Below are 23,524 nucleotides of genomic sequence, written 5' to 3'. Positions count from 1 at the left end.
TAAAATTAAGTAGGTTAAGTATATGGTAAATTTGGGGCAAAAAAGGCGGAAGAAATTCCGCCTTTTTTATTGTAAGAATATAAAATTGTAAAGATACTTTTAGCTAAGTCAGATTTTTTTATTGAATCAATCAAAAAATTATTTGGCATAGCAATTTATTCACAAAATGATAAAACAAAAAATCCGATTAATTCATAAGAACTAATCGGATTTTTATATTTTAGAAGAATCTTATTTTTCTAAAGCAAATCTTCTAGCAACTTCTGTCCAGTTAATTACACTGAAGAAAGCTTCAATATAATCCGGTCTTCTGTTTTGGTAGTTTAAGTAGTAAGCATGCTCCCAAACATCCATTCCTAAGATTGGGGTTCCACCGTTACCAGCAACTTCTGGCATTAATGGATTATCCTGATTTGGAGTACCCACAACTTCTAATTTTCCACCTTTTTGAACTGTCAACCAAGCCCATCCTGAACCAAATTGTGTTGCTCCTGCTTTAGCAAATTTTGCCTTAAATTCTTCGAAAGTTCCAAAAGAAGCTTCGATTGCAGCTAACAAATCACCTGTTGGCAATCCTCCACCGTTTGGAGACATTACAGTCCAGAATAAATTGTGGTTATAGAAACCTCCGCCATTGTTACGAACTGCAGCGTTTGACTTATCTAAATTAATTAAGATATTTTCGATTGTTTTTCCTTCTAAATCTGTTCCTGCAATGGCAGCATTTAGGTTTGTTGTATACGCATTATGATGTTTTGTATGGTGGATTTCCATTGTACGCGCATCAATATGCGGTTCTAATGCGTCATAAGCATAAGGTAATTGTGGTAATTCAAAAGCCATGATATATGATTTTATGATTTATAATAATTTATCCAAATTTAGACATTTAACTTTGGAATAGAAAATACTATTTCGTTATAATTGAATTTAGTTATTTGATAATTGTTGTTTTTACACTAAAATTACTGTAAATCTTTACTTTCCGTTAAAAGTTGTCATGGTATTTTCTAATCCTGCAGTTCCGAAAGATTTAATAATTTCTGAAGCGGCTTCTAACCTTTCCGGTAATTTTGCTTTTTCTTCTTCATCCCAGTCTCCTAAAACATAATCAACTTGCTGCCCTTTTTTGAACTGATCACTGATACCAAACCTGAAACGGGTATATTGCTGCGTGTTCAGAACCAGATTGATATTTTTAAGTCCGTTATGACCTCCGTCGCTCCCTTTTGGTTTTATTCGGATGGTACCGAAAGACAGATTTAAATCGTCTGTGATTACGAGAATATTTTCCAGCGGAATATTTTCTTTATCCATCCAGTATTTCACAGCTTTCCCACTCAGGTTCATGTAGGTGTTTGGCTTAAGTAGTAAAAAAGTCCTTCCTTTAAACTTATATTCTGCCAACGCACCTAATTTTACAGTTTCAAACGAAAGGCTTTCCTTTCTGGCTAAAAAGTCCAAAACTTTAAATCCAATGTTATGTCTTGTGTTTACGTATTCGGCACCAATATTTCCTAATCCGACGATTAAATATTTTTTACTCACGCTTTTTATATTGTTTTTTTGATGTTCATGAACCTCCGGTTTCATGTAATCTTTTGTGTTCTCTTCTTTTTGTGTTGATGAAAACAGGTTGTTTATCCATTTTATCATGTTTGCAAAAGTAAGGTTAATTAGGGAATTAGGAAATGTGTCAATTAGATAATTTGAAAATTAGATAATTGATTTTTGCATGGCTTATTTAACCAAGAGCCCGAGAAGGTTTTATGCAAAGTTGGCTATAAAAAGGGTTTCCGCAGATTTTTTTAATCCTAAAAATTCTACAAGGTCTTTAAACAAAGAAAAAGATTTCTTTAAATATCAGGGAACTCCGTGTTTTAATCTTATAAAAACTAAATCTCCTGCTAGCCCTGACAGCAGCGATATCCTTTTTCCGGCTTCTTTAGCCGGGAAAAGATTTAGCGAATGGCAGGAACGTCTGGTCATATGAAAAAGAAAGTTTTCTGCTTCTAAAAAAAATTAGATAATTTGGAAATGTGCCAATTAGATAATTGTTTTAAGGGGCTTCGACTTCGCTCAGCCTGACAAAAAAGGTTGAAAGCAAAAAAAAGCACCAACCTTTCGATTGATGCTTTTTGTATAGAGTAAAAAAAATTATTTTTTCTTTCCTTTTGCAGGAGCTTTTGCAGCTTTTGCAGCTTCCTGAGCAGCTTTCATAGCAGCACGAGAAATTCTTACCTGAGCTACAACCGTGTTGTCCGGGTGCATAATTTTGTATTCTGGTTTTCCAACTTTAGTAACATATAATTTGTTACCCATTTCAAGTGGAGTAATATCAGCTTCAACAAAATCAGGAAGATTTGCTGGTAAAGCTTTAACTTTTAATTTACGTTGGTTCAAACGTAAAACACCTCCTGCAAGAACACCTTTAGATGTACCAACGATTTTTACAGGAACTTCCATTGTGATTTCTTTCTCATCAAATAATTGAAAGAAGTCAATGTGTAAAATTTTGTCAGTTACAGGGTGAACCTGAATATCCTGCAAAATTGCATTAAATGATTTTCCTTTTCCAAGCTCAATCACAACTGTGTGCGCATTTGGAGTGTAAACCAAGTTTTTGAAAGCCGCAGCTTCTGCTGAGAAGTGTACTGCCTGATTTCCTCCGTATAACACGCAAGGAACCGCTCCAGCATTACGTAAGGCTTTAGTTGACACTTTGCCCACGCTTTCTCTTTCTGATCCTTTAATTGTAATCGATTTCATTGTAAAAAAATATAGTTATTAAAAAAATATTCAAAATTTTATTGTAGTGAAATTGCTTCGTTACGCAATGACTACATTATAAACTTTCCACTTATGGAATTATTGTGGTGAACCATGTGCATAACTTCGGCAAAAAGAGGTGCACAGCTCACTACTCTGATTTTATTTGATTCTCTCTTTAACGGAATAGAATCGGTTACGATTAATTCTGTTAGTTTCGAGTTTTCAATTTTCTCGTACGCACCACCTGATAATATAGGGTGTGTACAAATTGCTCTTACGCTTAACGCTCCTTTTTCGATCATTAAATCTGCAGCTTTAGCTAAAGTCCCACCTGTATCAATCATGTCATCTACCAGGATTACGTTACGTCCTTTTACTTCACCAATCAATTCCATAGTATCGATAACGTTGGCCGCTTTTCTTTGTTTGTAACAGATTACTACATCTGATTGTAAAAACTTAGAATACGCATATGCTCTTTTTGAACCTCCCATATCCGGAGATGCAATCGTTAAATTCTCAAGACCTAAACTTTCTACATATGGTAAAAAGATCGTAGAAGCAAATAAATGATCTACCGGCTTTTCGAAAAATCCCTGGATTTGATCTGCGTGCAAATCCATTGTCATTACTCTTGTTGCTCCTGCAGCACTTAACAGATTGGCTACTAATTTTGCTCCAATCGGAACTCTTGGCTTGTCTTTTCTATCCTGTCTTGCCCAGCCAAAATAAGGCATTACAGCTGTAATATGTCTTGCCGATGCACGTTTTGCAGCATCAATCATTAACAACAATTCCATCAAATTATCGGCTGTTGGGAAAGTTGAACACACGATAAAAACGCGTAATCCTCTTATTGATTCTTCGTAAGACGGCTGGAATTCTCCATCGCTATACGTTGACATCGTTACTTTTCCTAACGGAATTCCGTACTCTTTTGCAATTTTTTCTGCAAGATAAACACTTTGTGAACAAGCAAAAATTTTAGCTTCTGGTTCTAGGTGCGACATTATAATTTGTTGTTTTATTCCTCGGTTTTCTATAGAGTCCGGCTAAATTTATTTTTTCAGCCAAATCCCTGTATCTGTCTCGGATGTAGTTAGTTGTGCGTGCTTCGTTTTAACGAGGTGCAAATTTAGAAAATTTATTGGACACTGAAAGGAAAATTTCGAGTATTTTTAGTAGAACTTTTAATTTTATTTTTTACATTTGCACCGTGTTAAAGGAATAAGCACATTATCGCTTATTCTATTGCGTTAAAATAGTCAAATTTTGATTGTTTTTTCGTCTGCTAAGCCCGGATGGCGGAATTGGTAGACGCGCTGGTCTCAAACACCTGTGGGAAACCGTGCCGGTTCGACTCCGGCTCCGGGTACATTAACGGAAAAGCTGTCATTTTTGACAGCTTTTTTGTTTTTTAAATACTTCGTAAACCTTTATTTTTCTTAGTAAAAAACACACTTACTTGTTTTATTTGAATGGTTCGACAACTTTCCTTTCGATCAAAAACTTCAAAAGCCATCCCAAACAGATCAAAATCAGCACTTAAACGACTTTAAAAGCACTTCACCGCCAATATAAAAGATAAACAAAACATAATAAATACCTTTATTATATAATTTCAATACAGTCACAACTTATTTTAATTATCATGAAAACTTACGCAATACATCTTATAGTACTTGCAGGTGTTTTTTCACTGAATTGTTTTGGTCAGGTTAGTCAGGTAATTACCAACGTAGACATTCGAAAAGCACCATTAAAGTTTGACGACAAGTCTGATGAAGACCTTGTTATAGAAGCTTACTGTGTCGAAGAGGTAATTAATCTTGCTGCCGGAAAACAAAGAATCACAACATACGAAGTTACAAAACTCGACATGATCAACACCTACGACCTGGGACCAAACAACACCAGGACCGTCACCGCAATATACCGAAAAGCATATGTAAAAGCCACTAACAATATAGCACCTTCGAAAATCACAACCACCGAAACCAAGCAGATCATCCAGCCAGTCATTATTAAGACTACAGTTCCTGAATACAGTAAAGGATCTGTAAGTATAGACGTTTTAAACATCTATGCCAACGTGGTAGACAAAGGATACAAATCTGCAGAGGTGCTTAAAAAAGTCGCCGATAAATATTATTTTGAGAATAATTTTGAAGCTGCTGCCAAATGCTACCTGGAATTATTTAGCATTGAAGAAAACTCAGAACCTGTTTTTTATTTACGATGCGCCAAATCTCTAAAAGCAATCAACCAACCAGAAAAAGCAGAAGAAATGATTAAATTATTTGAAAGTAAAAATACAGCTCTGGCAATGTCTAAAAAATAGAATCGGTTCGAAACAAAAAAAAGACCATCATTTCTGATAGTCTTTTTTGCTCCCCCTCTTGGGCTCGAACCAAGGACCCTCTGATTAACAGTCAGATGCTCTAACCAACTGAGCTAAGGAGGAATCACCTTAAAGGTCAATATATTTGCTAAAAAAAGTTGCTCCCCCTCTTGGGCTCGAACCAAGGACCCTCTGATTAACAGTCAGATGCTCTAACCAACTGAGCTAAGGAGGAAGTTGTTGCTCTTTTTAGCGAGTGCAAATATAATTGAATTTTTAGTTTCTCAAAAATATTTTAACTCTTTTTAAAAAATATTTTTTCTACTTGACAATTGCCTTGTAAATATCGTTTCCGTTGGCAAACAAAAGCAGTGCTATAAGTAGAACGAAACCAACCATTTGGGCGTTTTCAAGAAATTTATCACTCGGTTTTTTACCACTGATTATTTCATACAATAAAAACATCACATGACCTCCATCAAGGGCAGGAATTGGCAATAAATTCATTACTCCAAGCATAATTGACAAAATAGCAGTAATTGACCAGAATACTTCCCAACTCCATGAGCTAGGAAAAATGTTGTAAATCGCTGCAAAACCACCTACCTGTTTATATGCTTTTGTTTCAGGATTAAAGATCATTTTCAACTGTCTTCCATAACCGAATAACTTATCCTTACCTTTTTGAAGTCCAACCGGAATTGATTCTGCAAAACTATATTCTCTGGTAGTAATTTTATAATAACCTAACTTTTCTAATTCTTTTATCTCCAATTCACCAGGCTGTACTCCCAGTTTTCCATCAGCAGAAACTTTCAAAGTTATTGGTGTTTCTTTGAAATCGCGTAAAACGACAGCCTTGATTGTTTTATTCTTATTTTTCTCTAAAATTGCTCTTGCCTCATCAAAATATTTTATTTTTTCGCCATTAAGAGAAAGAAATAAATCTTTTGCTTTTAAATTTTTATTTGGAGACTCTTCGGTAACACTAGCGACAACAAAAGGCATTCTGGCAATAATAAGCGGACTCTTTTCATGTTTTGACAATTGATCAATAACATCAGTAGGAATATTAATAACTTGTTGTTTCCCGTTTCTTTCAATCAGAATTTCTTTTGACATAACAATATTCTCCCCAATATCATTATTCAATTTTTCGATTTTCTGCCCATCGAGGGCAATCAATTTATCTCCGGTTTTAAATCCCAATTTAAGCATTAAAGGATTTTCAATCCAAACACCGTCTTTTAAGTCAGCGTTAGCAATATAAGTATCACCATATGCAAAGGCCATACCTATATATATAATAAAAGCCAGAATAAAATTTACTGTAACCCCCCCCAACATAATAATCAAGCGTTGCCATGCAGGTTTCGAACGAAATTCCCAAGGCTGTGGAGGTAGTGCCATTTGCTCTTTATCCATACTTTCGTCTATCATTCCGGAGATTTTCACATAACCTCCTAGTGGCAGCCATCCGATTCCGTAAACCGTTTCGCCTATTTGCTTTTTAAACAAAGAAAATTTCACATCAAAAAATAAGTAAAATTTTTCGACCCTTGTTTTAAATAATTTAGCAGGAATAAAATGCCCTAATTCGTGAAGAATAATAAGTAAAGATAAACTCAATAGAAATTGAGAGAGTTTGATAACTATATCCATTTTGTATTTTTAGTTCGTAATTTAACGCACAAAAGTAACGTTTTCTATTTTAATTTGAGAGTGCAATATAATACTTAAGGTTTTAAATGTTTGTTAATTAATAAACATTTGAATTTCTACTTTTACGCAGATACAGTAACTTTACTTTTTTAAACGCTATCTCAGTCAATTGGTAGTCAAAATACATTAAAAGTTACATGCTATGGCTTCATTATTATTTTCTCCGCTTACTATAAAAAATATCACTTTAAAAAACAGGATTGTTATTTCGCCAATGTGCCAATATTCTTCAGTTGACGGATTTGCAAACGACTGGCATCTGGTCCATTTGGGAAGCCGTGCCAGCGGAGGTGCCGGATTGATTATTCAGGAAGCTACAGCTGTTTCACCCGAGGGAAGAATTTCTCCTGCTGATCTTGGAATCTGGAAAGAGGAACACGTTGAAAAACTAAAAACAATCAACGAATTTATCGTTTCGCAAAATGCCGTTCCCGGAATTCAATTGGCACATGCAGGCCGAAAAGCAAGCGTTTCTGAACCCTGGCTAGGCAATAAAAAATTAGACGAATCAAATATTGGCTGGACTACTGTTGCGCCAAGTGCCGTTCCTTATCATGAAAATGAAGTCTATCCTCCTATGGAATTAGATAAAAACGGAATCCAAAAAGTGATTTCTGATTTTAAAAATGCTGCAAAAAGAGCCGTTGAAGCCGGCTATCAGGTTGTCGAAATCCACGCTGCACACGGTTATTTATTACACCAGTTTTTATCGCCTTTAACGAATTTAAGATCCGATGAATATGGCGGAAGTTTTGAAAACAGAATCCGTTTTACACTTGAAATTACGGAAGCAGTTCAATCAGAATGGCCTTCGGATTTACCTTTATTTGTTCGGATTTCAGCCACTGACTGGGCAGAAGGCGGTTGGAATCCTGATGAATCTGTCAAACTTTCGAAAATATTAAAAGAAAAAGGAGTAGATTTAATCGATGTTTCATCCGGCGGATTGGTTTCACATCAAAAAATTACGATTGGACCGGGTTATCAAGTTCCTTTTACCGAAAAAGTAAAAAAAGAAGCCAATATTGCGACAGGAGCTGTGGGTTTAATTACCGAAGCCAAACAAGCCGAAGAAATTTTGAATAACGGTCAGGCTGATTTAATTTTATTTGCCAGAGAGTCGTTAAGAAACCCGAACCTGCCTTTGGATTTTGCAAGAGAATTAAACGATGATATTCAATGGCCAAAACAATACGAAAGAGCTAAGCTTTAAATTTAGCAGCATCGAAAACACTAAAATAAAACTAATGCAAAAAATAAAAACAGCACTATTATCATACGGAATGTCGGGAAAAGTTTTTCACGCTCCCTTTTTAGATCTTCACCCCGGTTTTGAATTATTAGGTTCCTGGGAAAGAAGCAAAAAACTCATTCAGGAAGATTATCCAAACGTAAAAAGCTACCCTTCAATTGATGAATTATTAGCCGATGATGTCGATTTGGTGATTGTAAACACACCTGTCGGGACACATTTTGAATATGCTAAAAAAGTGCTTTTGGCAGGAAAACATGCTGTAGTTGAAAAAGCATTTACCACAACCGTTGCCGAAGCTCAGGAACTGGCTCAAATTGCCAAAGAAAAAGGCTTGAAACTGGCTGTTTTTCAAAACAGAAGATGGGACAGCGATTTTAAAACGATTCAAAAAGTAATTAAAGACGGCATTTTAGGAGATTTGGTTGAAGCCGAATTTCATTTTGACAGATACAATCCGGTACTAAGCCCAAAAGCACATAAAGAAACCTCCAATGACGGAGCCGGAATATTAAAAGATTTAGGCCCGCATTTAATTGATCAGGCTGTTTGTCTGTTTGGTTTGCCAAAATCAGTTTTTGGGGATATTCGTTATACCAGAGAAAACTCAGTAGTAGATGACTGGATTGATTTGTTACTGATTTATGAAGATTTCAGAGTACGATTAAAGGCAGGTTTTTTTGTGAGGGAACCCAATCCTTCCTATACCATTCACGGTAAAAAAGGCTCTTTCCTAAAACAGCGTGGCGATGTTCAGGAAGACGAATTAAAAATTGGTAAAAAACCAAACCGTGATTCCTGGGGAACAGAATCAGAAGGCTTTGAAGGGATCTTACATACTGAAATTGACGGAAAACTAATCCGCAAAAAAATCAAAACCCTTCAGGGCAATTATTTTGAATACTTTGATGGTGTTTATGATGCTATTACCAATAATATACCAGAACCGGTTACGGCTCAGGACGGTGTAAAAGTAATGCAGGTTATTGAAGCCGCAATTGCGAGTAATCTGCAGAAAAAAATTATTGATTTGTAATTAAATATCTGTCATGAAAAACAAAAAAGAATTGTTACCGGAAGAAAGTGAGCAGCTGCTTAAAATCCTAAAAAACCGTTTTGAGAAGAACAAAAATCGTCATAAGGAGCCTGATTGGGAAAAACTTCAAATAAAACTGGAATCCAATCCTGAGAAGCTGTGGTCTCTCAATGAAATGGAAAAAACCGGAGGAGAACCGGATGTTGTCTCTTTCGATGAAAAAACAAACGAATACATTTTTTATGACTGTTCTGCAGAAAGCCCTAAAGGAAGAAGAAGTGTTTGTTTTGATTACGAAGCTCAGGAATCAAGAAAGGAGCACAAACCTGAAAATAATGCTATTGACATGGCTGCTGCTATGGGCATTGAACTACTAAATGAAGAACAATACCGGGAATTACTACAGCTTGGTAAATTTGACGAAAAAACGTCGAGCTGGATAAAAACCCCTTCAGAAATTAGAAAACTTGGAGGCGCCCTTTTTGCCGATTTTCGTTATAATACGGTTTTCGTTTACCACAATGGTGCTCAGTCTTATTATGCGGCAAGAGGTTTTCGGGGAGTATTAAGGGTTTAAATTCACAATTTATAAACAATAACGTTGTATATTTAATAAACAATTTATCGTTTTCAATGTTTAAAATAGGAATTCTATACCTTTGTATATACAAATTTAAAATGCATTTCTGTGATAGATTTCAATCCATTAGCTTTATTCCAGACCAAAGGGAAAATTAAAAAAGTTTATCGTGAGGCAAAAGCTTCTTATCTGAACAGAATTCGTTTTGCTGTTGGGATGTTTTATTTTGGTATGGGTTTAAGTTTTGCAACCTGGGCCAGCAGAATACCTGATATTAAAACCGCATTACATCTAAGCGAAGGAGAATTAGGTTCAGTACTTTTTGCGTTACCGGTTGGTCAATTAATCATCATGCCTTTCTCGGGCAAAATGGTTACCAAATTTGGAAGTCACCGCATTTTGATTTTCTCTTTAATTATGTATATTTTCAGTCTGACCAATTTAGGTCTTGCTGCAAGTGCACTTCAGCTTTCCCTGGGATTATTCACTTTTGGCATATTCGGAAATTTAGCCAACATCGCTGTGAATACGCAGGGTGTTTATACAGAAGTACTTTTTAAAAAAAATATTATGTCTTCTTTTCACGGCATGTGGAGTTTTGCAGGATTCACCGGTGCTTTAGTTGGTTTGGGAATGCTCTCACTTCATTTAAGTCCTTATCAGCATTTCTTAATTGTAGGTGCTGTTGTGATAGTAATGATTGTTTTTAATTTTAAATTTTTAGTTAAGGCCAAAGAAAAAATTAAACCCAAAAAAGAAAGCAAAAAATTATTTACCAAACCCGATACTTCTTTATTATGGCTGGGTATAATTGGCTTTTGCAGTATGGCAAGCGAAGGCGTAATGTTTGACTGGAGTGGTATTTATTTTAAAGATATTGTAAAAGCTCCCGGCGCTTTGGTAATTTTAGGGTACACTTCATTTATGATTATGATGGCCAGCGGACGCTTTATCGGAGATGCCATGAATAATAAATTTGGCCGAAAACGCGTGATGCAAATTAGCGGCTGTATGATTTCTCTTGGCCTTTTCACCGCTGTTTTTTTTCCATACATTATCCCCAGCACAATTGCTTTTATGATTGTTGGTCTGGGCGTTTCAACTATCGTACCAACTGTTTACAGCCTTGCAGGTAAAAATCCGACTGTTTCTGCCGGAGAAGCCTTAACCATTGTTTCAAGTGTAAGCTTTCTTGGATTTCTGATGGGACCTCCCATTATTGGATATATTGCAGAAACTTTTGGACTTCAGTTTTCTTTTGCCTTTATCGGAGTATTTGGCGTTTTGATTGCTTTTATGGTTTCTAAAATAAAAGTATCAGAATAAACTAAATCATATAGTAATTTACTAAACAGATGATTTCCAAGATTTGTAATTTTTTTAACAAGAAAAAAGAAATAAAATCTTTTTTTACACTATCTTTGTAATATAATTCACACTTTTAATTTAAAGTCATTATTGTTTGGAAAATCTAATACCACTAATTCTCACATTTTCAAACATATACATTTCCAAACTCAATTTGATTTTTTTGACTGAAATTTTCTGAAATTCAAAAGTTTCAGTCAAAAAAGATTTACACCCTTTTCTTGTAAAAAGAAGAGGGTTTTTTTAATAAATACGGTTTACATGCACAAAAAATCATTCGTTCTTATACTCCTTTTTATTTTTAAAATTGCTTCTGCCCAAAAAGAAACTATTTTTTCAGGGCTGGTTATTGATTCTAAAACGCAGAATCCTTTAGAAAATGCAATCGTTAGTATTCAAAATTCTGCTTTGATGCACCTGACCCAAAAAGATGGGACTTTTGAATTGCATTCTGCTTTGTCCGGTGAGCAATTACTTTTAATACACAGTCAGGGCTACAAAGATTTACTCCTGAAAGTAAATTCTAATTTTGGTCAAAAAGTAAATCTCGGCATCTTATTATTAGAAGAAGACCAAATCGAAAATCTCCAGACTACTATTATTTCACTTTTAGAAAGTGATTTAAATGAAGACAACAGCTTATCAGAGACGACTTCAAGCCTTTTACAATCTTCGAGAGATGCTTTTTTACAGGCCGCAGCTTTCAATTGGGGGCAAGCCAGATTTAGTGTCCGCGGATTAGACAGTGAAAACGCAACCATGATGCTGAACGGTATGAAAATGAATAAAATTTATGACGACAGACCACAATGGAATAATTGGGGAGGACTGAATGATGTGCTCAGAAATCAGGAGTTTACAATAGGTCCCGCTCCTTCTGATTATACTTTCGGAGGAATTTTGGGAACCCAGCAAATTTTTACACAGGCATCTGCTTACAGAAAAGGAAGCCGAATATCTTTCTCGGGAAGCAATACCAATTACAACTGGAGAACAATGATTACTTATGCTTCCGGAATGAAAGCATCAGGCTGGGCTTATGTTTTTTCGGTTGGAAAACGCTGGGCAGACGAAGGTTATTTTGAAGGAACAAATTATGATGCAAACTCTTTTTTTATAAGTGTCGAAAAAAAATTAAACTCAAAACATTCCTTAAACTTTACCGGATTTTACACCCCAAATTCCCGAGGAAAAAATTCTCCGAATACAAATGAAGTAACAGAACTGAAATCGGAGAAATACAATTCGTATTGGGGATATCAAAACGGTGAAAAACGAAATGCAAGAGTAAAAAATGTAGATGAGCCGTTGGTGATGTTCAATCACTATTTTAAAATTAATGACCGTACTAACCTCACATCAGCAATTATGTATCAGTTTGGAAAAATCGGTAATAGCAATATTGATTTTCAAGATTCAGACAGTCCTGACCCGACTTATTACAGAAAGTTGCCGAGTTATTTCAGTTCGCTTTATGCGGCTGACGATGGAGAATTTTCAGGAGAATTTACTCCTGACTATGAAAATGCAGCAATAAGCAAAACATTTTTTTTACAAAATTCGCAAATGAATTGGGATTCAATGTACAGAGCCAACCAAAGACCTGTAACTAATTCTGAGGGAATCATTACAGGGTACGAACCTTCAAAAAGTCACTTTGTGCTGTATGAAGACAGAACCGATGATAAAACTTTGGCTTTGAATTCAAATTTTAACACGCAGCTTTCAGAAAATATTTTTTTTAGCGGAGGCATCCTTTTTAAAAATCTAAAATCACATAATTTTCAGCATCTTCTGGATTTATTGGGTGGTGAATACTTTAAAGATATTGATTCATTTTACAAAGGAAATCAGTCTCAATCTGATTTGAGAAATCCGGATCGGCAGGTTAAAGCTGGCGATACTTATGGCTACAATTTTAACTTTTATGCCACAACAGCTGAAGCTTTTACACAATTCAGGTTTGTATATAGAAAAGTTGATTTTTACCTGGGGAATTCTTTTTCTACTTCAAAATACCAGAGAGAAGGTTTATATCAAAACGGCATTTATCCTATCAATTCATTCGGCAAAAGCCAAAAAATAAATTTTGAAAATTTCGGATTTAAAGGCGGATTAACTTATAAAATTTCGGGAAAGCAATGGTTGTTTTTTAATGGAATGCATCTTACCAAAGCACCTTCCCTCCGAAATACTTTTTCTAATTCAAGGCTAAACAATTCAATTGTAAACGGAATCGAAAATGAAACTCTAAGCAATGCTGATTTCAATTATGTTTATCATTCCCCAAAACTTAAGATGCGTATTTCCGGTTATTATGCATTGATAAAAAACGTCACAAAAACATCTTTTTTTTATGCCGAAGGGATTTTTGACGATGGAGCCGGCTACGACAATACGGATGCCTTTGTCAGTCAGACCCTGACTAATTTAGATAAAAAAAATATTGGTGCTGAGTTAAGTCTGGAATATCAGGTTTCATCCACTCTCAAAAGTATTTTCTCCGCCGCTTACGGAAGCTATACTTATAACAGCAACCCAAATGTTGTGATTACCAATGATGCGAATGCAGCTATCACTGATACAGAAACAACTTTTGATTTTGGAGAATCATTGCTCAAAAATTACAAGCAATCCGGAATACCACAGCAGGCATTTTCATTCGGAATAGAGTATCATGATCCTAAATTCTGGTGGGTTTCTGCGAATATTAATTATATCACAGACCGCTATATCGATGTTTCTCCAATTACAAGAACCTCCCGGTTTTATATCAATCCGGCCAGCGGTTTCAATTTTCCGGAAGCTTCAGAAGAACGGGCCAAAATGCTGCTTGAACAGGAAAAATTAAACCCGGTATCGCTCTTAAATATGACCGGCGGAAAATCCTGGCGAATTTATAAGACAACAATCGGACTTTTTGCCAGTATCAATAATGTACTTGATTTTAAGTATAAAACCGGCGGATTTGAACAGGCCAGAAATTCAAATTTCAGGGAAATGAATCAGGATGTTTCCAGCGGAACCCCTTCTTTTGGACCGAAGTATTTTTACGGATATGGAAGAACTTATTTTGTAAACCTCACAATCACTTTATAATTTAAAAAACTTTTTTAAATGAAAAACAACTATAAAAAACTCATCTCAATATTATTTCTATTTCTTTTTTGCAATTGCAATGAAGATGTTGCTATTCCAAAATTAGAATGCACACAGCCAGATTTAAAAGTAAACAGAACCGTTGAAGATGTGTTAAAAACGGCAACAATTACCGCAACAAAATATGTTTACGATGATGTGATTGAAGCATACGTAGTTTCAAGCGACGAAAATGGAAACTTTTTTAAAATCCTGTATCTTCAGACTTTGGCGACAGAAACTAAACCAGCAGTAGGCTTCAGTGTTGCTGTGGATGCAACAAATACTTACATTGATTACCGTGTCGGAAATAAAGTGTACATCAAATTAAAAGATCAGTTTACCGATTTATTTTATGGCGGAATGCGGATTGGAAGTTTGTACGAAGGCAATTCAGGTGCTGCATCAGTGGGACGAATTTCCCAAAATGATTATAAGAATATACTAAATGCTTCGTGCACAATTCTTGATGAAGATAAATTAGTAAATTCCATTAGTATTGAAGAGGCTTTGGTCGACAGTAAACTAAACACACTTATAGAATTATCAGATGTGCAGTTTTTGGAAGCCGCTATTGGCCGTCATTATTTTGAAGAAGCTAATAACGTTGGAGGCTCTACCAATTGGGGTTTAAGAGACAAATCCGGAAATCAGATTATTTTCCGTACCAGTAGTTTTGCCGATTTTTCTACCCATTTAGTTCCGGGGGGAAGCGGAAAAGTACGTGGAATTTTAACCAAATATGGCTCCGATTATCAGTTAATGGTTCGTTCAGAAAAAGATGTTGTAATGGATAGAAAAAGTAATGTCCCTTTTTTTACAGAAGATTTTCAAACGGTCACAAACAATATCAATTTTGCATTACCAGGTTGGAGCAATATCGTAGAAAAAGCGTCAAAATTATGGCGGACTATGGTTTCTGCCGGAAACGGTTATGCAGAGTTTAACACTACAAGCACCACAGCCGCGCAAAATATTGCCTGGCTGGTTACTCCAAAAATTAATTTAACTGACTATAAAAACACAGTATTGTCTTTCAGGAGTGCACAACACGATTTAAAAGTTGATTCGCCTTTGAACACTTTAGAAGTTTATATCTCAACTAATTTTGACGGATCAAACGTAACCAAAGCCAACTGGATAAAATTAAATGCAAAAGTAGCATCACTTTCTACACCTATTCGTCAGTTTATTAGTTCGGGAGGGATTGATTTATCAGCTTATTCCGGAAATATCAATATTGCATTTAAATACATCGGATCAGGAAAAGACAAAACGCTTAATGGTGCATTTATGGTTGATGATGTGAAATTGTTTGGAGAAAAATAAGTTTACAAAAAACAATATAAACCTATGATTTACAGTAATTAATTGTAATAAAAATCTAATTAGTATGTTTTTAAGTTTTTTGATTGTTAAAATTTAATAGAATTTTGTATTTTGGTCATCCCAAATTAAAACTTCTTATGAAAAAAATCTACTTGCTTACCATTCTTGCAATGGTTTCTACCGGTTTGCTGCACAGTCAGGACGCTCCTGTGAAACTTAAACAAATTAACATCGTAAAAACAAATTATCAAAATTCTAAAGACGGTGAAATTGTAAACAAAACAGTTGTTTTTAAAGATGGAAAAATAGAGACCATCACTACCTCAGATGTGATTCAGAAATTCTTTTATAACAAAAATGGATTACTGGATATGACCGTGAAAGATAAAATTGGAAGCGACTGGAAAGAAGTTGTCAATTACTATTACAACGCAGATAATAATATTATCAAATTTGTAAATAAGTATCATGAAGGTAATGATTACATCACCAAAACGGTAACTTTTAATTATGACGGAGCGAGAATAAAAGCTATCACAAAGAAAAGTACCAACCATCAGAATGTTCTTGAAGACATCGAATATATTGTTGAAAACGGTATTATTGTCAGACGCACTTCACGCGACAGAAACAAAGCTATTATTGGTAAAATTGAATATGTGTATGTGAATGATAACGTATCCAAACACAAAGGTCTGGTGGGAGATAAAATATCTAAAACATATACTTTTGATGATAAAAAATCTGTAGATCAGTTAATCGTTCAGAACTTATTTGGTGATAATTACAAAGTCATTGTACCCATGATTTCGTACCATGAAAATGAGTTCAGCTTCGAAGCCATATCTTATAATAACGAAGTTAACTTTAGCCCTACTTCAACAGCTTTAGTTGCTGTAAGCAGGAAGTACAAATACAACAAACTGAATTTCCCGATATCCTGTTCTCAAATTGAGGAAAACGGAATTGTAAAAACGGAGAAAACTTTTATTTACGAATAAAAACCCTATTTTCTGATATACTTTAAAACCATTTAGAAAAAGTAAATTTCTAAATGGTTTTTATTTTTTACACACTATAACAATTTCTTAAATAGAACTTAAAAACTAAATTCTATAAGTATTCTATTTACAAATCATTAAATTTGCAGCTTATTCAAAGCTATGTTAGAAAAAGAAGTAATAAATTTTGAAAGAACAGCCATTGTTGGTATTGTGACTCAAAATCAAAGCGAAGAGAAACTACAGGAATATCTGGACGAATTAGAGTTTTTAACTTTTACCGCCGGCGGAGAAGTAATTAAACGTTTTTCGCAAAAAATGGAACGTCCAAACCCGAAAACTTTTGTGGGTACCGGAAAAATTGATGAAATCAATCTTTTTGTAAAAGAAAACGCCATATCGACTGTCATTTTTGATGATGAATTAACGCCTTCACAGCAAAAAAATATTTCACGAATTATTGACTGCAAAATCCTTGACAGAACCAATTTGATTCTGGATATTTTTGCGCAAAGAGCCGAAACTTCCTATGCAAGAACTCAGGTAGAGCTGGCACAATGCCAATATTTACTGCCAAGACTTTCAGGTTTATGGACACACCTTGAGCGTCAAAAAGGAGGTATCGGGATGCGTGGTCCGGGAGAGACAGAGATTGAAACGGACAGACGTATCGTTCGCGACCGTATTTCGTTACTAAAAGACAAAATCAAAACAATTGATAAACAAATGAGCATCCAGCGCAGCAATCGCGGTGCAATGGTACGTGTTGCCTTAGTTGGTTATACGAATGTGGGAAAATCGACTTTGATGAATGCGATTGGAAAAAGTGATGTTTTTGTTGAAAATAAATTATTTGCAACTTTAGATACAACAGTTAGAAAAGTGGTGATTAAAAATCTGCCTTTCCTGCTTTCAGATACCGTAGGTTTTATTCGGAAACTGCCAACACAACTGGTAGATTCTTTTAAAAGCACACTTGATGAAGTTCGCGAAGCCGATTTATTGTTGCATGTTGTAGATATTTCGCATCCGGATTTTGAAGATCATATTGAATCTGTAAATCAGACCTTGCTGGAAATCAAAAGTAATGACAAACCAACGATTATGGTTTTTAATAAAATTGATGCTTACAAACATCTGACGATAGATGAAGATGATTTGATTACAGAAAAAACCAGAAAACATTACACGCTTGAGGAATGGAAACAAACCTGGATGAGTAATGTTGGTGAGGATAAAGCGTTATTTATTTCGGCAACTCAAAAGGAGAATTTTGAGGAGTTTAGAGAAATAGTGTACGAAGCAGTCCGCCAGATTCATATTACCAGATTTCCTTATAATAAATTTCTGTATCCGGATTATAAAGATGCTATTGAGAAAGAAGAGGAATAAAAATCTTCTGAAATTTGTATATAAAACTAATCCCTTTTTAAAATAATCAAAAGGGATTTTTTTGTGGCTATCAAAAATTAAAACGTCTTATATTCAACACCATTTTTATCTGCGTAAGGCAATAAAAGCTTCATAACGCTTTCATATTTTTTATCCAGCAAAACACCTTTGGTATCGTCGAGTTTTCTGCTTGCAGTATCTATTTCTTCGTCGCTCTTTCCTTCATCAATCATTTTAGCGATTATTGTAAAATCTGTTTTTTGAATATCATCAGCATATTGAAATAAATCTAAGGCGGCAGTGACGATAGGTTTGGCTTCTTCCTCAACCTTTAATTTTTTGATTTTTTTTATATCTTCCTTGAATGTATTTCCGTACCAGTATTTTACAGACTCCACGCACGTGCTCGGACGCATCGATTTATTATCCGCTGTTGGAACCTGCAAGTTTCCGTTTGCCTTATGTTGACGCAGTTCTTTGAATACCTGTTCAAAACTTCTGGGAATTTTATTCGCATTCAGACCAATCACCTGAAAGACCTGATCCGGACTGTCATTGAGCAGATTACACGAAGAGAAAATTGTCAACAAAAATAAAAGTGAAATAATTTTAAGTTTCATAGTATTACAGATTAGGATTTGTAACTGAATTCAATAATTTGTCAATTTTTGCCAAAACAAAATGTTCATAAGCTTCCTGATTTGATTCGCTTTTTTTGCCGGAACTAAAGCTTTCACTGATAATGTAACTTTTTATAAACTGACTCTTTTTTGCTCCCACTGCATAATACCAGCTTCCCATTTCAGAGTGTACAAAAATTACAATTTGTTCGAGTTTCAATATTTTTCTTTTAGCCCGCAATGGACTGCTCCTGAAAACTGCATTTTCTTTGGCATCAAAAGTATAACGTATTTTACTTCCTATTTGTATGTCATATACACTATGCAGGACAAAATAACCCATTACGATATAAATTGCCCATCGCATTGCTTCATCGAGACGATGATCAAAAAATACTAAAATCAAAATACCTGCAACGATACCCGCCAAAAACCATTTAGACATAGCAAGCGATGGTTTTTTGGGACATAAAGAAAAGATATTCAATGTTTCTTCGATATTATATTTTTCCTGAATGTTCATCGGCATTAGTGATTTCCTGAATTTCATTAAGTAAATTTTGCATCGATCTGGCTGTAAATCCCTGCGCTATGCCACTGCACTGCTCTTTTCCGTTCTTCATATAATACAGATTCAGCGAAACATTTATGGTAACGAAATACTGAGTAGTTCTTACTACTTCAAAATTGACAAAATCACTCAGCGGAATCCGGACCGGCGGAATAATCAATGCGTTTTTGATTAGGATTTCTCTTTGACCCATGTCAATTACCACGTGATTTATAAAAACCGAAATCAGGCATAAAACGGTCAAAATTCCAAAAATCCAGATCATCGCTGTGTTTTTGATCAATACACCGGCAAAAGCAAATGCTGCCATTCCGAAAACTACAATAAGACCAAAACCGTATTGTCTTTTCATGACATACTGGTTCCCATTTTTTGTGAATTTTTGTAATGCTTCCATAGTTATTCAACTTTTACTCCATCAATAATCAATGTAGCACAAACTATTGACATATACGAGCTGGTATAATCCGCAGTCAATTGATCGCTTAAGGAATCTATGTTTGCTTTTGTAAATTCTAATTTTCTGGAAGGCATTTTTCCATAAGAATCTATCATTGTAATATGTCCGTCGAGACCATTTTTATTGCTCATAAAAGCTTTTAACAAAGCTACATTCTGCCTCTCAAAATCTATAGAAAAATAATAATTCCTGGTCTGCTCTTTTTTTTCAGTTCCATCAGTAGTTGTAACATTATTTGTTGAAGTTGTAAAAGAAAATGTAGCAGACCGAACCGGAGCAACAATTGTTTTATTGCCATCTTTTACTGTGATTTCGATTTTGACACGTTTATCTTCTGTCTGTTGTCCATAACTTAATCCCGTCAAAAAACAAAAAACAATTAGTATTAATGTAAACTTTTTCTTATTCATAATTTAGGTTCTTTAAAATAATTATTTATAACAAGATTACTATATAGAAAAGCTTATGACAATTCGGAATTGGTAAATGGTATCTTTAGATTTTTATTTGGTTAGGATATGGAGATATCAGTAAAACAAAGGTTTCACAGCAATTCAGGACGCGATTTACACATCGTTTTTTAAGCCTGAAAATGTTTGGTCAGTAATCATACAATTTGTACTTTCCCTCAATAATATCGTTTCTATGCACTACAGTCTTATATTTTTGCCTTTAAAAAACGTCCATTTAAAACGCACTTTTTTCCTTTTGCTTTTTCTGTTCTTAGGAATTTCAGTCCATGCGCAAAAAGCTTCTGCTACAGAGAATCTGGCAGCTTATGGATATTCTAAACGTTTCTCTGATACTGCTTCCTGCAAAAAAATGCAACAGCTGGCACTAGAACAGGCAAAAAAGAAAAACAGTATAGATGACAAAATTATTTGCTATTCGTATCTGGCTTTAACCCAAAGAAGACTACTGCATTTAAAAGATTTTTCGCATTATGCCGACAGCGCTTATTATTTATCAGACAAAACCAATAAGATACGACCGAAGGCTTACGCATTTCTCGCCATGGGAACGCTGAAATCCTATATTGACGAAAAACCACAGGCCATACAATACCTTCTGGCTTCTTATAAGCTTTTTGCACAAGCAGCAGCACATGATCAGTGTTCTAAAATTGCTTCGGATATCTCGTACCTGTTTTCTCCGACATCACCCACTAAAGTCAAAAAATATGCCCAGGAAGCTTTATACCATGCCGCCAAAGCCGGTGATGCCGAAAGTATCCTGCATGCCCGCCTTGCCTTTGGAAGTTATCTAACCGATAATCTGAAAACTGAAAACACCGCTGAATGGCAAAAGGCCGTAAGTTTTTTTAAGGAAACGGTTAATCTTGCTGAAAAACATTCGGGTTCCATAGTAAGTAAAAGCAACATTGGGATTGCGTATATCAATCTCGCCGATCTTTATTCGAAAGGACAGAAACCTATTGATGAAAAATCGTTTTTGAAAAATCTGGAAAAAGCAACCGCTATAGCCAAACAATACAATATCAGAATCATTTACCGAAGTGCCATTGGCCTGCAGGGATTTTATTTTACCGAAAAAGGCGATTATGCCAAAGCTGAACTGCTGTTTATTGAGGGAATAAAATACCAAAAAAGCCTTCCATATACGGATAATTACCTTTTGGCTACTTTTTATAATTCCCTCAAAGATGTTGCGGCGAAACGAAAAGATTTTGAAGCTTATTTTAATTATGATGCAGAATACGTCAAATACAATGAATTAAAATATGATGAATCGGCTCAAAAAGTATTGCAAAATGCCGATGTACGATATGAATCTACTAAAAAGCTGGAACGCATCAAACAACTGGAACTTGAAAACGAGCTGGTACAAAAAAATAAACTTCTAGGCTACGGAATTGCCGGTGTTTTACTGATTGGGCTGGTGTTTATGTTTCGTTCGTATTATTATCGTCAACGTTATTACCAAAACCGAGAAGATTTCCTGAAACAGGAACAGGCCAATACCGAACTTAAAGTACAGCTGATGGAAAAAGAAACGATAGAGAACCTCTCGGCCCGACTTGCAATGGAAAGAAGGTTGCTGCGTTCTCAGATGGATCCGCATTTTATTTTTAATGCTTTAGGAAATATTCAAAGTATGATTCTTCAAAAAGATACACTTCCTGCGGTTTCCTATCTGAATAAATTTGCCAAACTCACGCGTCAGGTTTTAGAACAATCGCGCAAAGAAACCATTTCCCTTGAGGAAGAAATCAGTACTTTGAAAAATTATATCGAGCTCCAGCAACTGCGCCTCAATAATGGTTTTGAATATCTCATTGAATGTGATGAAACAGTAGAAACCGATATTCTTATTCCGCCATTATTGATTCAGCCTTTTATAGAAAATGCAGTTGAACATGGACTGAAACCTCAGGTAAAAGAAATTAAAGGATTGATCACCATTAATTTTACACAGCACACAGATGAAAAAAACCTGATCTGCACAATTAAAGATAACGGAATCGGTCTGGCAGCTTCCCGAACATTAAAACTAAAAGACAATCACGAATCTTTGTCGACCAAAATTACAGATGAAAGGTTAAGCAAAATGCAGAAGGAAAATCCGTATGCCGGTTTTGAAGTCCGTGAGCGCGATCAAGAGGAAGGACCAGGCTGCATCGTTATTTTAAATATTCCAATACTATAATAAAATGTATAAAACTATTATTATTGAAGATGAACAGCGACTCAGGGAGGCTTTATCTATAATGCTCGAAATGACAGCCCCTGATGAAATTCAGGTTGTCGCTTACGCCGAAAGTGTATCCGAAGCTGTGAAACTAATCGACCGCCTTAAACCGGATCTGGTTTTTATGGACATCATGCTGAAAGACGGAACCGGTTTTGATGTGCTGCAGCAGATTACCTTTAATTCGTTTCACCTGATTTTTACAACTGCATATGAACAGCATGCCATCAATGCTTTTAAATACAGCGCCATTGATTATCTTTTGAAACCCATAGATCCTGAAGAACTGAAAACGGCTATAGACCGTATTGCAATTTTACAGGAAAGGGTTCTGGAAAAACAACAGCTGAGCGAATTACAGATCAATCTTTCTAAAACCCCTGACCGAATCATTCTACCAACACAGGAAGCGATGTATGTAGTAAAGCTGGAGCAAATTATAAGATGTGAAACTTCTGGATCTTACACGACTTTTTTCCTTTCGGATGGCAGAAAAATTATGGTTTCAAAACCCTTAAAAAATTATGAAGATCTACTGGAACCACCGGCTTTTTTCAGGATTCATCAGTCGCATTTGATAAACATAAATTGTATTGTGAGTTATTCGCGTGAAGGCATGGTACAGATGAATGATAAATCTTTTGTACCTATTTCAAGAGGAAAAAAAGAACAATTTTTTAAACTGATGAAAGATGAAATTTAGTGCTAAATACACAATACCGGCTTAAAGAAACTAAATACCAACCGGAAACAGCAGAAAACAAAGCCGGGGTTTTGACCTACAGTAGTTACAGCTATTTTTGATGCAGTAAATAACTATAACGATGAACAGAAAAACCCTATCTATCTTAAGCTACGTCACTATTATTGGCTGGATCGTAGCTTTTGTAAAAAGTAAAGATTTAACACCAAAAAGCGATTTGGTAACCTACCATCTGAAACAAGGCTTCGGAATCTTTTTAGTTTCTCTTGCTGTAAACATTATTCTTTCTGTGGTTATTACAACAGTGACTTCATTGTATTTCCTAAGTTATATTGGTTATGCCATTTTTATCTTGTGGATTTTCGGCATCATCAACGCTGCCAACGAACAGAAGAAACCAATTCCGGTGATTGGAAAAATTTTTGAAGATAAATTTGGTTTTATAGACTAATATCAGATTATCTTTTTTAGCTGACGTTTTTATTTTTGGAAGTAGAAAATGATTCTCAACAATCTTGGTTTTCAGGCTA

Annotated in this window: 22 protein-coding genes and 3 tRNA genes; 14 read left to right on the top strand and 11 right to left on the bottom strand. The window is 35.2% G+C overall.

Annotation, left to right across the window (positions count from 1 at the left end; all coding sequences use genetic code 11):
• Nucleotides 1–231: 231 nt before the first annotated feature.
• The gene (locus GXM16_RS00385; RefSeq protein WP_025571021.1) at nt 232–843 is read right to left on the bottom strand and encodes a superoxide dismutase; all 612 of its coding nucleotides are present in this window, start codon (nt 841–843) and stop codon (nt 232–234) included.
• Between the two features lie 135 nt (nt 844–978).
• Nucleotides 979–1,656, bottom strand: coding sequence for an aminoacyl-tRNA hydrolase (pth, locus tag GXM16_RS00380; protein ID WP_163391632.1), 678 nt, complete (start codon nt 1,654–1,656; stop codon nt 979–981).
• Between the two features lie 79 nt (nt 1,657–1,735).
• On the opposite strand from pth, the gene GXM16_RS00375 reads away from it, so the two are divergent.
• Nucleotides 1,736–1,993 (top strand): hypothetical protein, encoded by a 258-nt coding sequence (locus GXM16_RS00375; protein ID WP_163391630.1) that lies wholly within the window; start codon nt 1,736–1,738, stop codon nt 1,991–1,993.
• 164 nt (nt 1,994–2,157) lie between these two features.
• Here GXM16_RS00375 and GXM16_RS00370 read toward each other — a convergent pair whose 3' ends face one another.
• Together GXM16_RS00370 and GXM16_RS00365 are read right to left on the bottom strand one after the other, a co-directional pair.
• On the bottom strand, nt 2,158–2,769 hold the full coding sequence (locus GXM16_RS00370) for a 50S ribosomal protein L25/general stress protein Ctc (RefSeq protein WP_163391628.1): 612 nt from the start codon (nt 2,767–2,769) through the stop codon (nt 2,158–2,160).
• Nucleotides 2,770–2,840: 71 nt separating this feature from the next.
• Nucleotides 2,841–3,782, bottom strand: a complete 942-nt coding sequence (locus GXM16_RS00365) for a ribose-phosphate pyrophosphokinase (protein ID WP_163391626.1) — start codon at nt 3,780–3,782, stop codon at nt 2,841–2,843.
• Nucleotides 3,783–4,067: 285 nt separating this feature from the next.
• On the opposite strand from GXM16_RS00365, the gene GXM16_RS00360 reads away from it, so the two are divergent.
• Both GXM16_RS00360 and GXM16_RS00355 read left to right on the top strand, forming a co-directional pair.
• Nucleotides 4,068–4,147, top strand: a tRNA-Leu gene (locus GXM16_RS00360).
• Nucleotides 4,148–4,423: 276 nt separating this feature from the next.
• The gene (locus tag GXM16_RS00355; RefSeq protein WP_163391624.1) at nt 4,424–5,113 is read left to right on the top strand and encodes a hypothetical protein; all 690 of its coding nucleotides are present in this window, start codon (nt 4,424–4,426) and stop codon (nt 5,111–5,113) included.
• A 49-nt stretch (nt 5,114–5,162) separates the two neighbouring features.
• On the opposite strand, the gene GXM16_RS00350 is transcribed toward GXM16_RS00355, so the two are convergent.
• The 3 genes from GXM16_RS00350 to rseP form a co-directional block, all read right to left on the bottom strand.
• Nucleotides 5,163–5,236: transfer RNA gene (locus tag GXM16_RS00350), tRNA-Asn, on the bottom strand.
• 38 nt (nt 5,237–5,274) lie between these two features.
• Nucleotides 5,275–5,348, bottom strand: a tRNA-Asn gene (locus tag GXM16_RS00345).
• A gap of 86 nt (nt 5,349–5,434) precedes the next feature.
• Nucleotides 5,435–6,775: an RIP metalloprotease RseP gene (rseP, locus tag GXM16_RS00340; protein ID WP_163391623.1), complete on the bottom strand. Its 1,341-nt coding sequence runs from the start codon at nt 6,773–6,775 to the stop codon at nt 5,435–5,437.
• A 202-nt stretch (nt 6,776–6,977) separates the two neighbouring features.
• Here rseP and namA point away from each other — a divergent pair, with 202 nt between their 5' ends.
• The 8 genes from namA to hflX all read left to right on the top strand — a co-directional run bounded on the left by namA (nt 6,978) and on the right by hflX (nt 17,931).
• The gene (namA, locus tag GXM16_RS00335) at nt 6,978–8,048 is read left to right on the top strand and encodes an NADPH dehydrogenase NamA (RefSeq protein WP_163391621.1); all 1,071 of its coding nucleotides are present in this window, start codon (nt 6,978–6,980) and stop codon (nt 8,046–8,048) included.
• A 34-nt stretch (nt 8,049–8,082) separates the two neighbouring features.
• On the top strand, nt 8,083–9,123 hold the full coding sequence (locus GXM16_RS00330; protein WP_163391619.1) for a Gfo/Idh/MocA family oxidoreductase: 1,041 nt from the start codon (nt 8,083–8,085) through the stop codon (nt 9,121–9,123).
• A 13-nt stretch (nt 9,124–9,136) separates the two neighbouring features.
• Complete coding sequence (locus GXM16_RS00325) at nt 9,137–9,700, top strand: DUF4256 domain-containing protein (protein ID WP_163391617.1); 564 nt, start codon at nt 9,137–9,139, stop codon at nt 9,698–9,700.
• A 111-nt stretch (nt 9,701–9,811) separates the two neighbouring features.
• A complete protein-coding gene (locus GXM16_RS00320) occupies nt 9,812–11,029 on the top strand; it encodes an MFS transporter (RefSeq protein WP_163391615.1) in 1,218 nt (405 codons plus the stop codon).
• 303 nt (nt 11,030–11,332) lie between these two features.
• The gene (locus tag GXM16_RS00315; protein ID WP_163391613.1) at nt 11,333–14,170 is read left to right on the top strand and encodes a carboxypeptidase-like regulatory domain-containing protein; all 2,838 of its coding nucleotides are present in this window, start codon (nt 11,333–11,335) and stop codon (nt 14,168–14,170) included.
• Between the two features lie 18 nt (nt 14,171–14,188).
• Nucleotides 14,189–15,538 carry a DUF5689 domain-containing protein gene (locus GXM16_RS00310; RefSeq protein ID WP_163391611.1) on the top strand — a complete coding sequence of 450 codons (1,350 nt, stop codon included), beginning with the start codon at nt 14,189–14,191 and terminating at the stop codon, nt 15,536–15,538.
• Nucleotides 15,539–15,675: 137 nt separating this feature from the next.
• A complete protein-coding gene (locus tag GXM16_RS00305; RefSeq protein ID WP_188726527.1) occupies nt 15,676–16,539 on the top strand; it encodes a hypothetical protein in 864 nt (287 codons plus the stop codon).
• A 162-nt stretch (nt 16,540–16,701) separates the two neighbouring features.
• Nucleotides 16,702–17,931, top strand: coding sequence for a GTPase HflX (gene hflX / locus GXM16_RS00300; RefSeq protein WP_163391609.1), 1,230 nt, complete (start codon nt 16,702–16,704; stop codon nt 17,929–17,931).
• 77 nt (nt 17,932–18,008) lie between these two features.
• Here the strand turns inward: hflX and GXM16_RS00295 are convergent, their stop codons facing one another.
• Genes GXM16_RS00295 through GXM16_RS00280 form a run of 4 tightly spaced genes read right to left on the bottom strand, consistent with a single transcriptional unit; the run spans nt 18,009 to nt 19,992 of the window.
• Nucleotides 18,009–18,551, bottom strand: a complete 543-nt coding sequence (locus GXM16_RS00295) for a hypothetical protein (RefSeq protein ID WP_163391607.1) — start codon at nt 18,549–18,551, stop codon at nt 18,009–18,011.
• 4 nt (nt 18,552–18,555) lie between these two features.
• Complete coding sequence (locus GXM16_RS00290; protein WP_163391605.1) at nt 18,556–19,101, bottom strand: hypothetical protein; 546 nt, start codon at nt 19,099–19,101, stop codon at nt 18,556–18,558.
• Nucleotides 19,052–19,519 carry a hypothetical protein gene (locus tag GXM16_RS00285; protein ID WP_163391603.1) on the bottom strand — a complete coding sequence of 156 codons (468 nt, stop codon included), beginning with the start codon at nt 19,517–19,519 and terminating at the stop codon, nt 19,052–19,054. Before GXM16_RS00285 ends, GXM16_RS00290 begins: the two co-directional genes overlap by 50 nt.
• A 2-nt stretch (nt 19,520–19,521) precedes the next feature.
• A complete protein-coding gene (locus tag GXM16_RS00280; RefSeq protein ID WP_163391601.1) occupies nt 19,522–19,992 on the bottom strand; it encodes a hypothetical protein in 471 nt (156 codons plus the stop codon).
• Between the two features lie 235 nt (nt 19,993–20,227).
• Between GXM16_RS00280 and GXM16_RS00275 the strand changes: the two genes are divergently transcribed.
• The 3 genes from GXM16_RS00275 to GXM16_RS00265 all read left to right on the top strand — a co-directional run bounded on the left by GXM16_RS00275 (nt 20,228) and on the right by GXM16_RS00265 (nt 23,445).
• Entirely contained in the window at nt 20,228–22,249 is a 2,022-nt protein-coding gene (locus tag GXM16_RS00275; protein WP_163391599.1) for a sensor histidine kinase, read from the top strand.
• A gap of 4 nt (nt 22,250–22,253) precedes the next feature.
• A complete protein-coding gene (locus GXM16_RS00270; protein WP_163391597.1) occupies nt 22,254–22,994 on the top strand; it encodes a LytR/AlgR family response regulator transcription factor in 741 nt (246 codons plus the stop codon).
• Nucleotides 22,995–23,115: 121 nt separating this feature from the next.
• A complete protein-coding gene (locus GXM16_RS00265; RefSeq protein ID WP_163391595.1) occupies nt 23,116–23,445 on the top strand; it encodes a DUF4870 domain-containing protein in 330 nt (109 codons plus the stop codon).
• Nucleotides 23,446–23,524 lie beyond the last annotated feature (79 nt).

The sequence above is a fragment of the Flavobacterium limi genome (genome assembly GCF_010645075.1).
Taxonomy (GTDB): Bacteria; Bacteroidota; Bacteroidia; order Flavobacteriales; family Flavobacteriaceae; genus Flavobacterium; species Flavobacterium limi.
Note: the sequence above shows the minus strand (reverse complement) of the source record. Positions and strands in the feature narration are given on the sequence as shown.

What these genes read in the sequence shown, in the direction of transcription:
- GXM16_RS00385 (WP_025571021.1), bottom strand. Translation starts at nt 843, where the DNA reads ATGGCTTTTGAATTACCACAATTACCTTATGCTTATGACGCATTAGAA.
- pth (WP_163391632.1), bottom strand. Translation starts at nt 1,656, where the DNA reads ATGATAAAATGGATAAACAACCTGTTTTCATCAACACAAAAAGAAGAG.
- GXM16_RS00375 (WP_163391630.1), top strand. Translation starts at nt 1,736, where the DNA reads ATGGCTTATTTAACCAAGAGCCCGAGAAGGTTTTATGCAAAGTTGGCT.
- GXM16_RS00370 (WP_163391628.1), bottom strand. Translation starts at nt 2,769, where the DNA reads ATGAAATCGATTACAATTAAAGGATCAGAAAGAGAAAGCGTGGGCAAA.
- GXM16_RS00365 (WP_163391626.1), bottom strand. Translation starts at nt 3,782, where the DNA reads ATGTCGCACCTAGAACCAGAAGCTAAAATTTTTGCTTGTTCACAAAGT.
- GXM16_RS00355 (WP_163391624.1), top strand. Translation starts at nt 4,424, where the DNA reads ATGAAAACTTACGCAATACATCTTATAGTACTTGCAGGTGTTTTTTCA.
- rseP (WP_163391623.1), bottom strand. Translation starts at nt 6,775, where the DNA reads ATGGATATAGTTATCAAACTCTCTCAATTTCTATTGAGTTTATCTTTA.
- namA (WP_163391621.1), top strand. Translation starts at nt 6,978, where the DNA reads ATGGCTTCATTATTATTTTCTCCGCTTACTATAAAAAATATCACTTTA.
- GXM16_RS00330 (WP_163391619.1), top strand. Translation starts at nt 8,083, where the DNA reads ATGCAAAAAATAAAAACAGCACTATTATCATACGGAATGTCGGGAAAA.
- GXM16_RS00325 (WP_163391617.1), top strand. Translation starts at nt 9,137, where the DNA reads ATGAAAAACAAAAAAGAATTGTTACCGGAAGAAAGTGAGCAGCTGCTT.
- GXM16_RS00315 (WP_163391613.1), top strand. Translation starts at nt 11,333, where the DNA reads ATGCACAAAAAATCATTCGTTCTTATACTCCTTTTTATTTTTAAAATT.
- GXM16_RS00310 (WP_163391611.1), top strand. Translation starts at nt 14,189, where the DNA reads ATGAAAAACAACTATAAAAAACTCATCTCAATATTATTTCTATTTCTT.
- GXM16_RS00305 (WP_188726527.1), top strand. Translation starts at nt 15,676, where the DNA reads ATGAAAAAAATCTACTTGCTTACCATTCTTGCAATGGTTTCTACCGGT.
- hflX (WP_163391609.1), top strand. Translation starts at nt 16,702, where the DNA reads ATGTTAGAAAAAGAAGTAATAAATTTTGAAAGAACAGCCATTGTTGGT.
- GXM16_RS00295 (WP_163391607.1), bottom strand. Translation starts at nt 18,551, where the DNA reads ATGAAACTTAAAATTATTTCACTTTTATTTTTGTTGACAATTTTCTCT.
- GXM16_RS00290 (WP_163391605.1), bottom strand. Translation starts at nt 19,101, where the DNA reads ATGAAATTCAGGAAATCACTAATGCCGATGAACATTCAGGAAAAATAT.
- GXM16_RS00285 (WP_163391603.1), bottom strand. Translation starts at nt 19,519, where the DNA reads ATGGAAGCATTACAAAAATTCACAAAAAATGGGAACCAGTATGTCATG.
- GXM16_RS00280 (WP_163391601.1), bottom strand. Translation starts at nt 19,992, where the DNA reads ATGAATAAGAAAAAGTTTACATTAATACTAATTGTTTTTTGTTTTTTG.
- GXM16_RS00275 (WP_163391599.1), top strand. Translation starts at nt 20,228, where the DNA reads ATGCACTACAGTCTTATATTTTTGCCTTTAAAAAACGTCCATTTAAAA.
- GXM16_RS00270 (WP_163391597.1), top strand. Translation starts at nt 22,254, where the DNA reads ATGTATAAAACTATTATTATTGAAGATGAACAGCGACTCAGGGAGGCT.
- GXM16_RS00265 (WP_163391595.1), top strand. Translation starts at nt 23,116, where the DNA reads ATGAACAGAAAAACCCTATCTATCTTAAGCTACGTCACTATTATTGGC.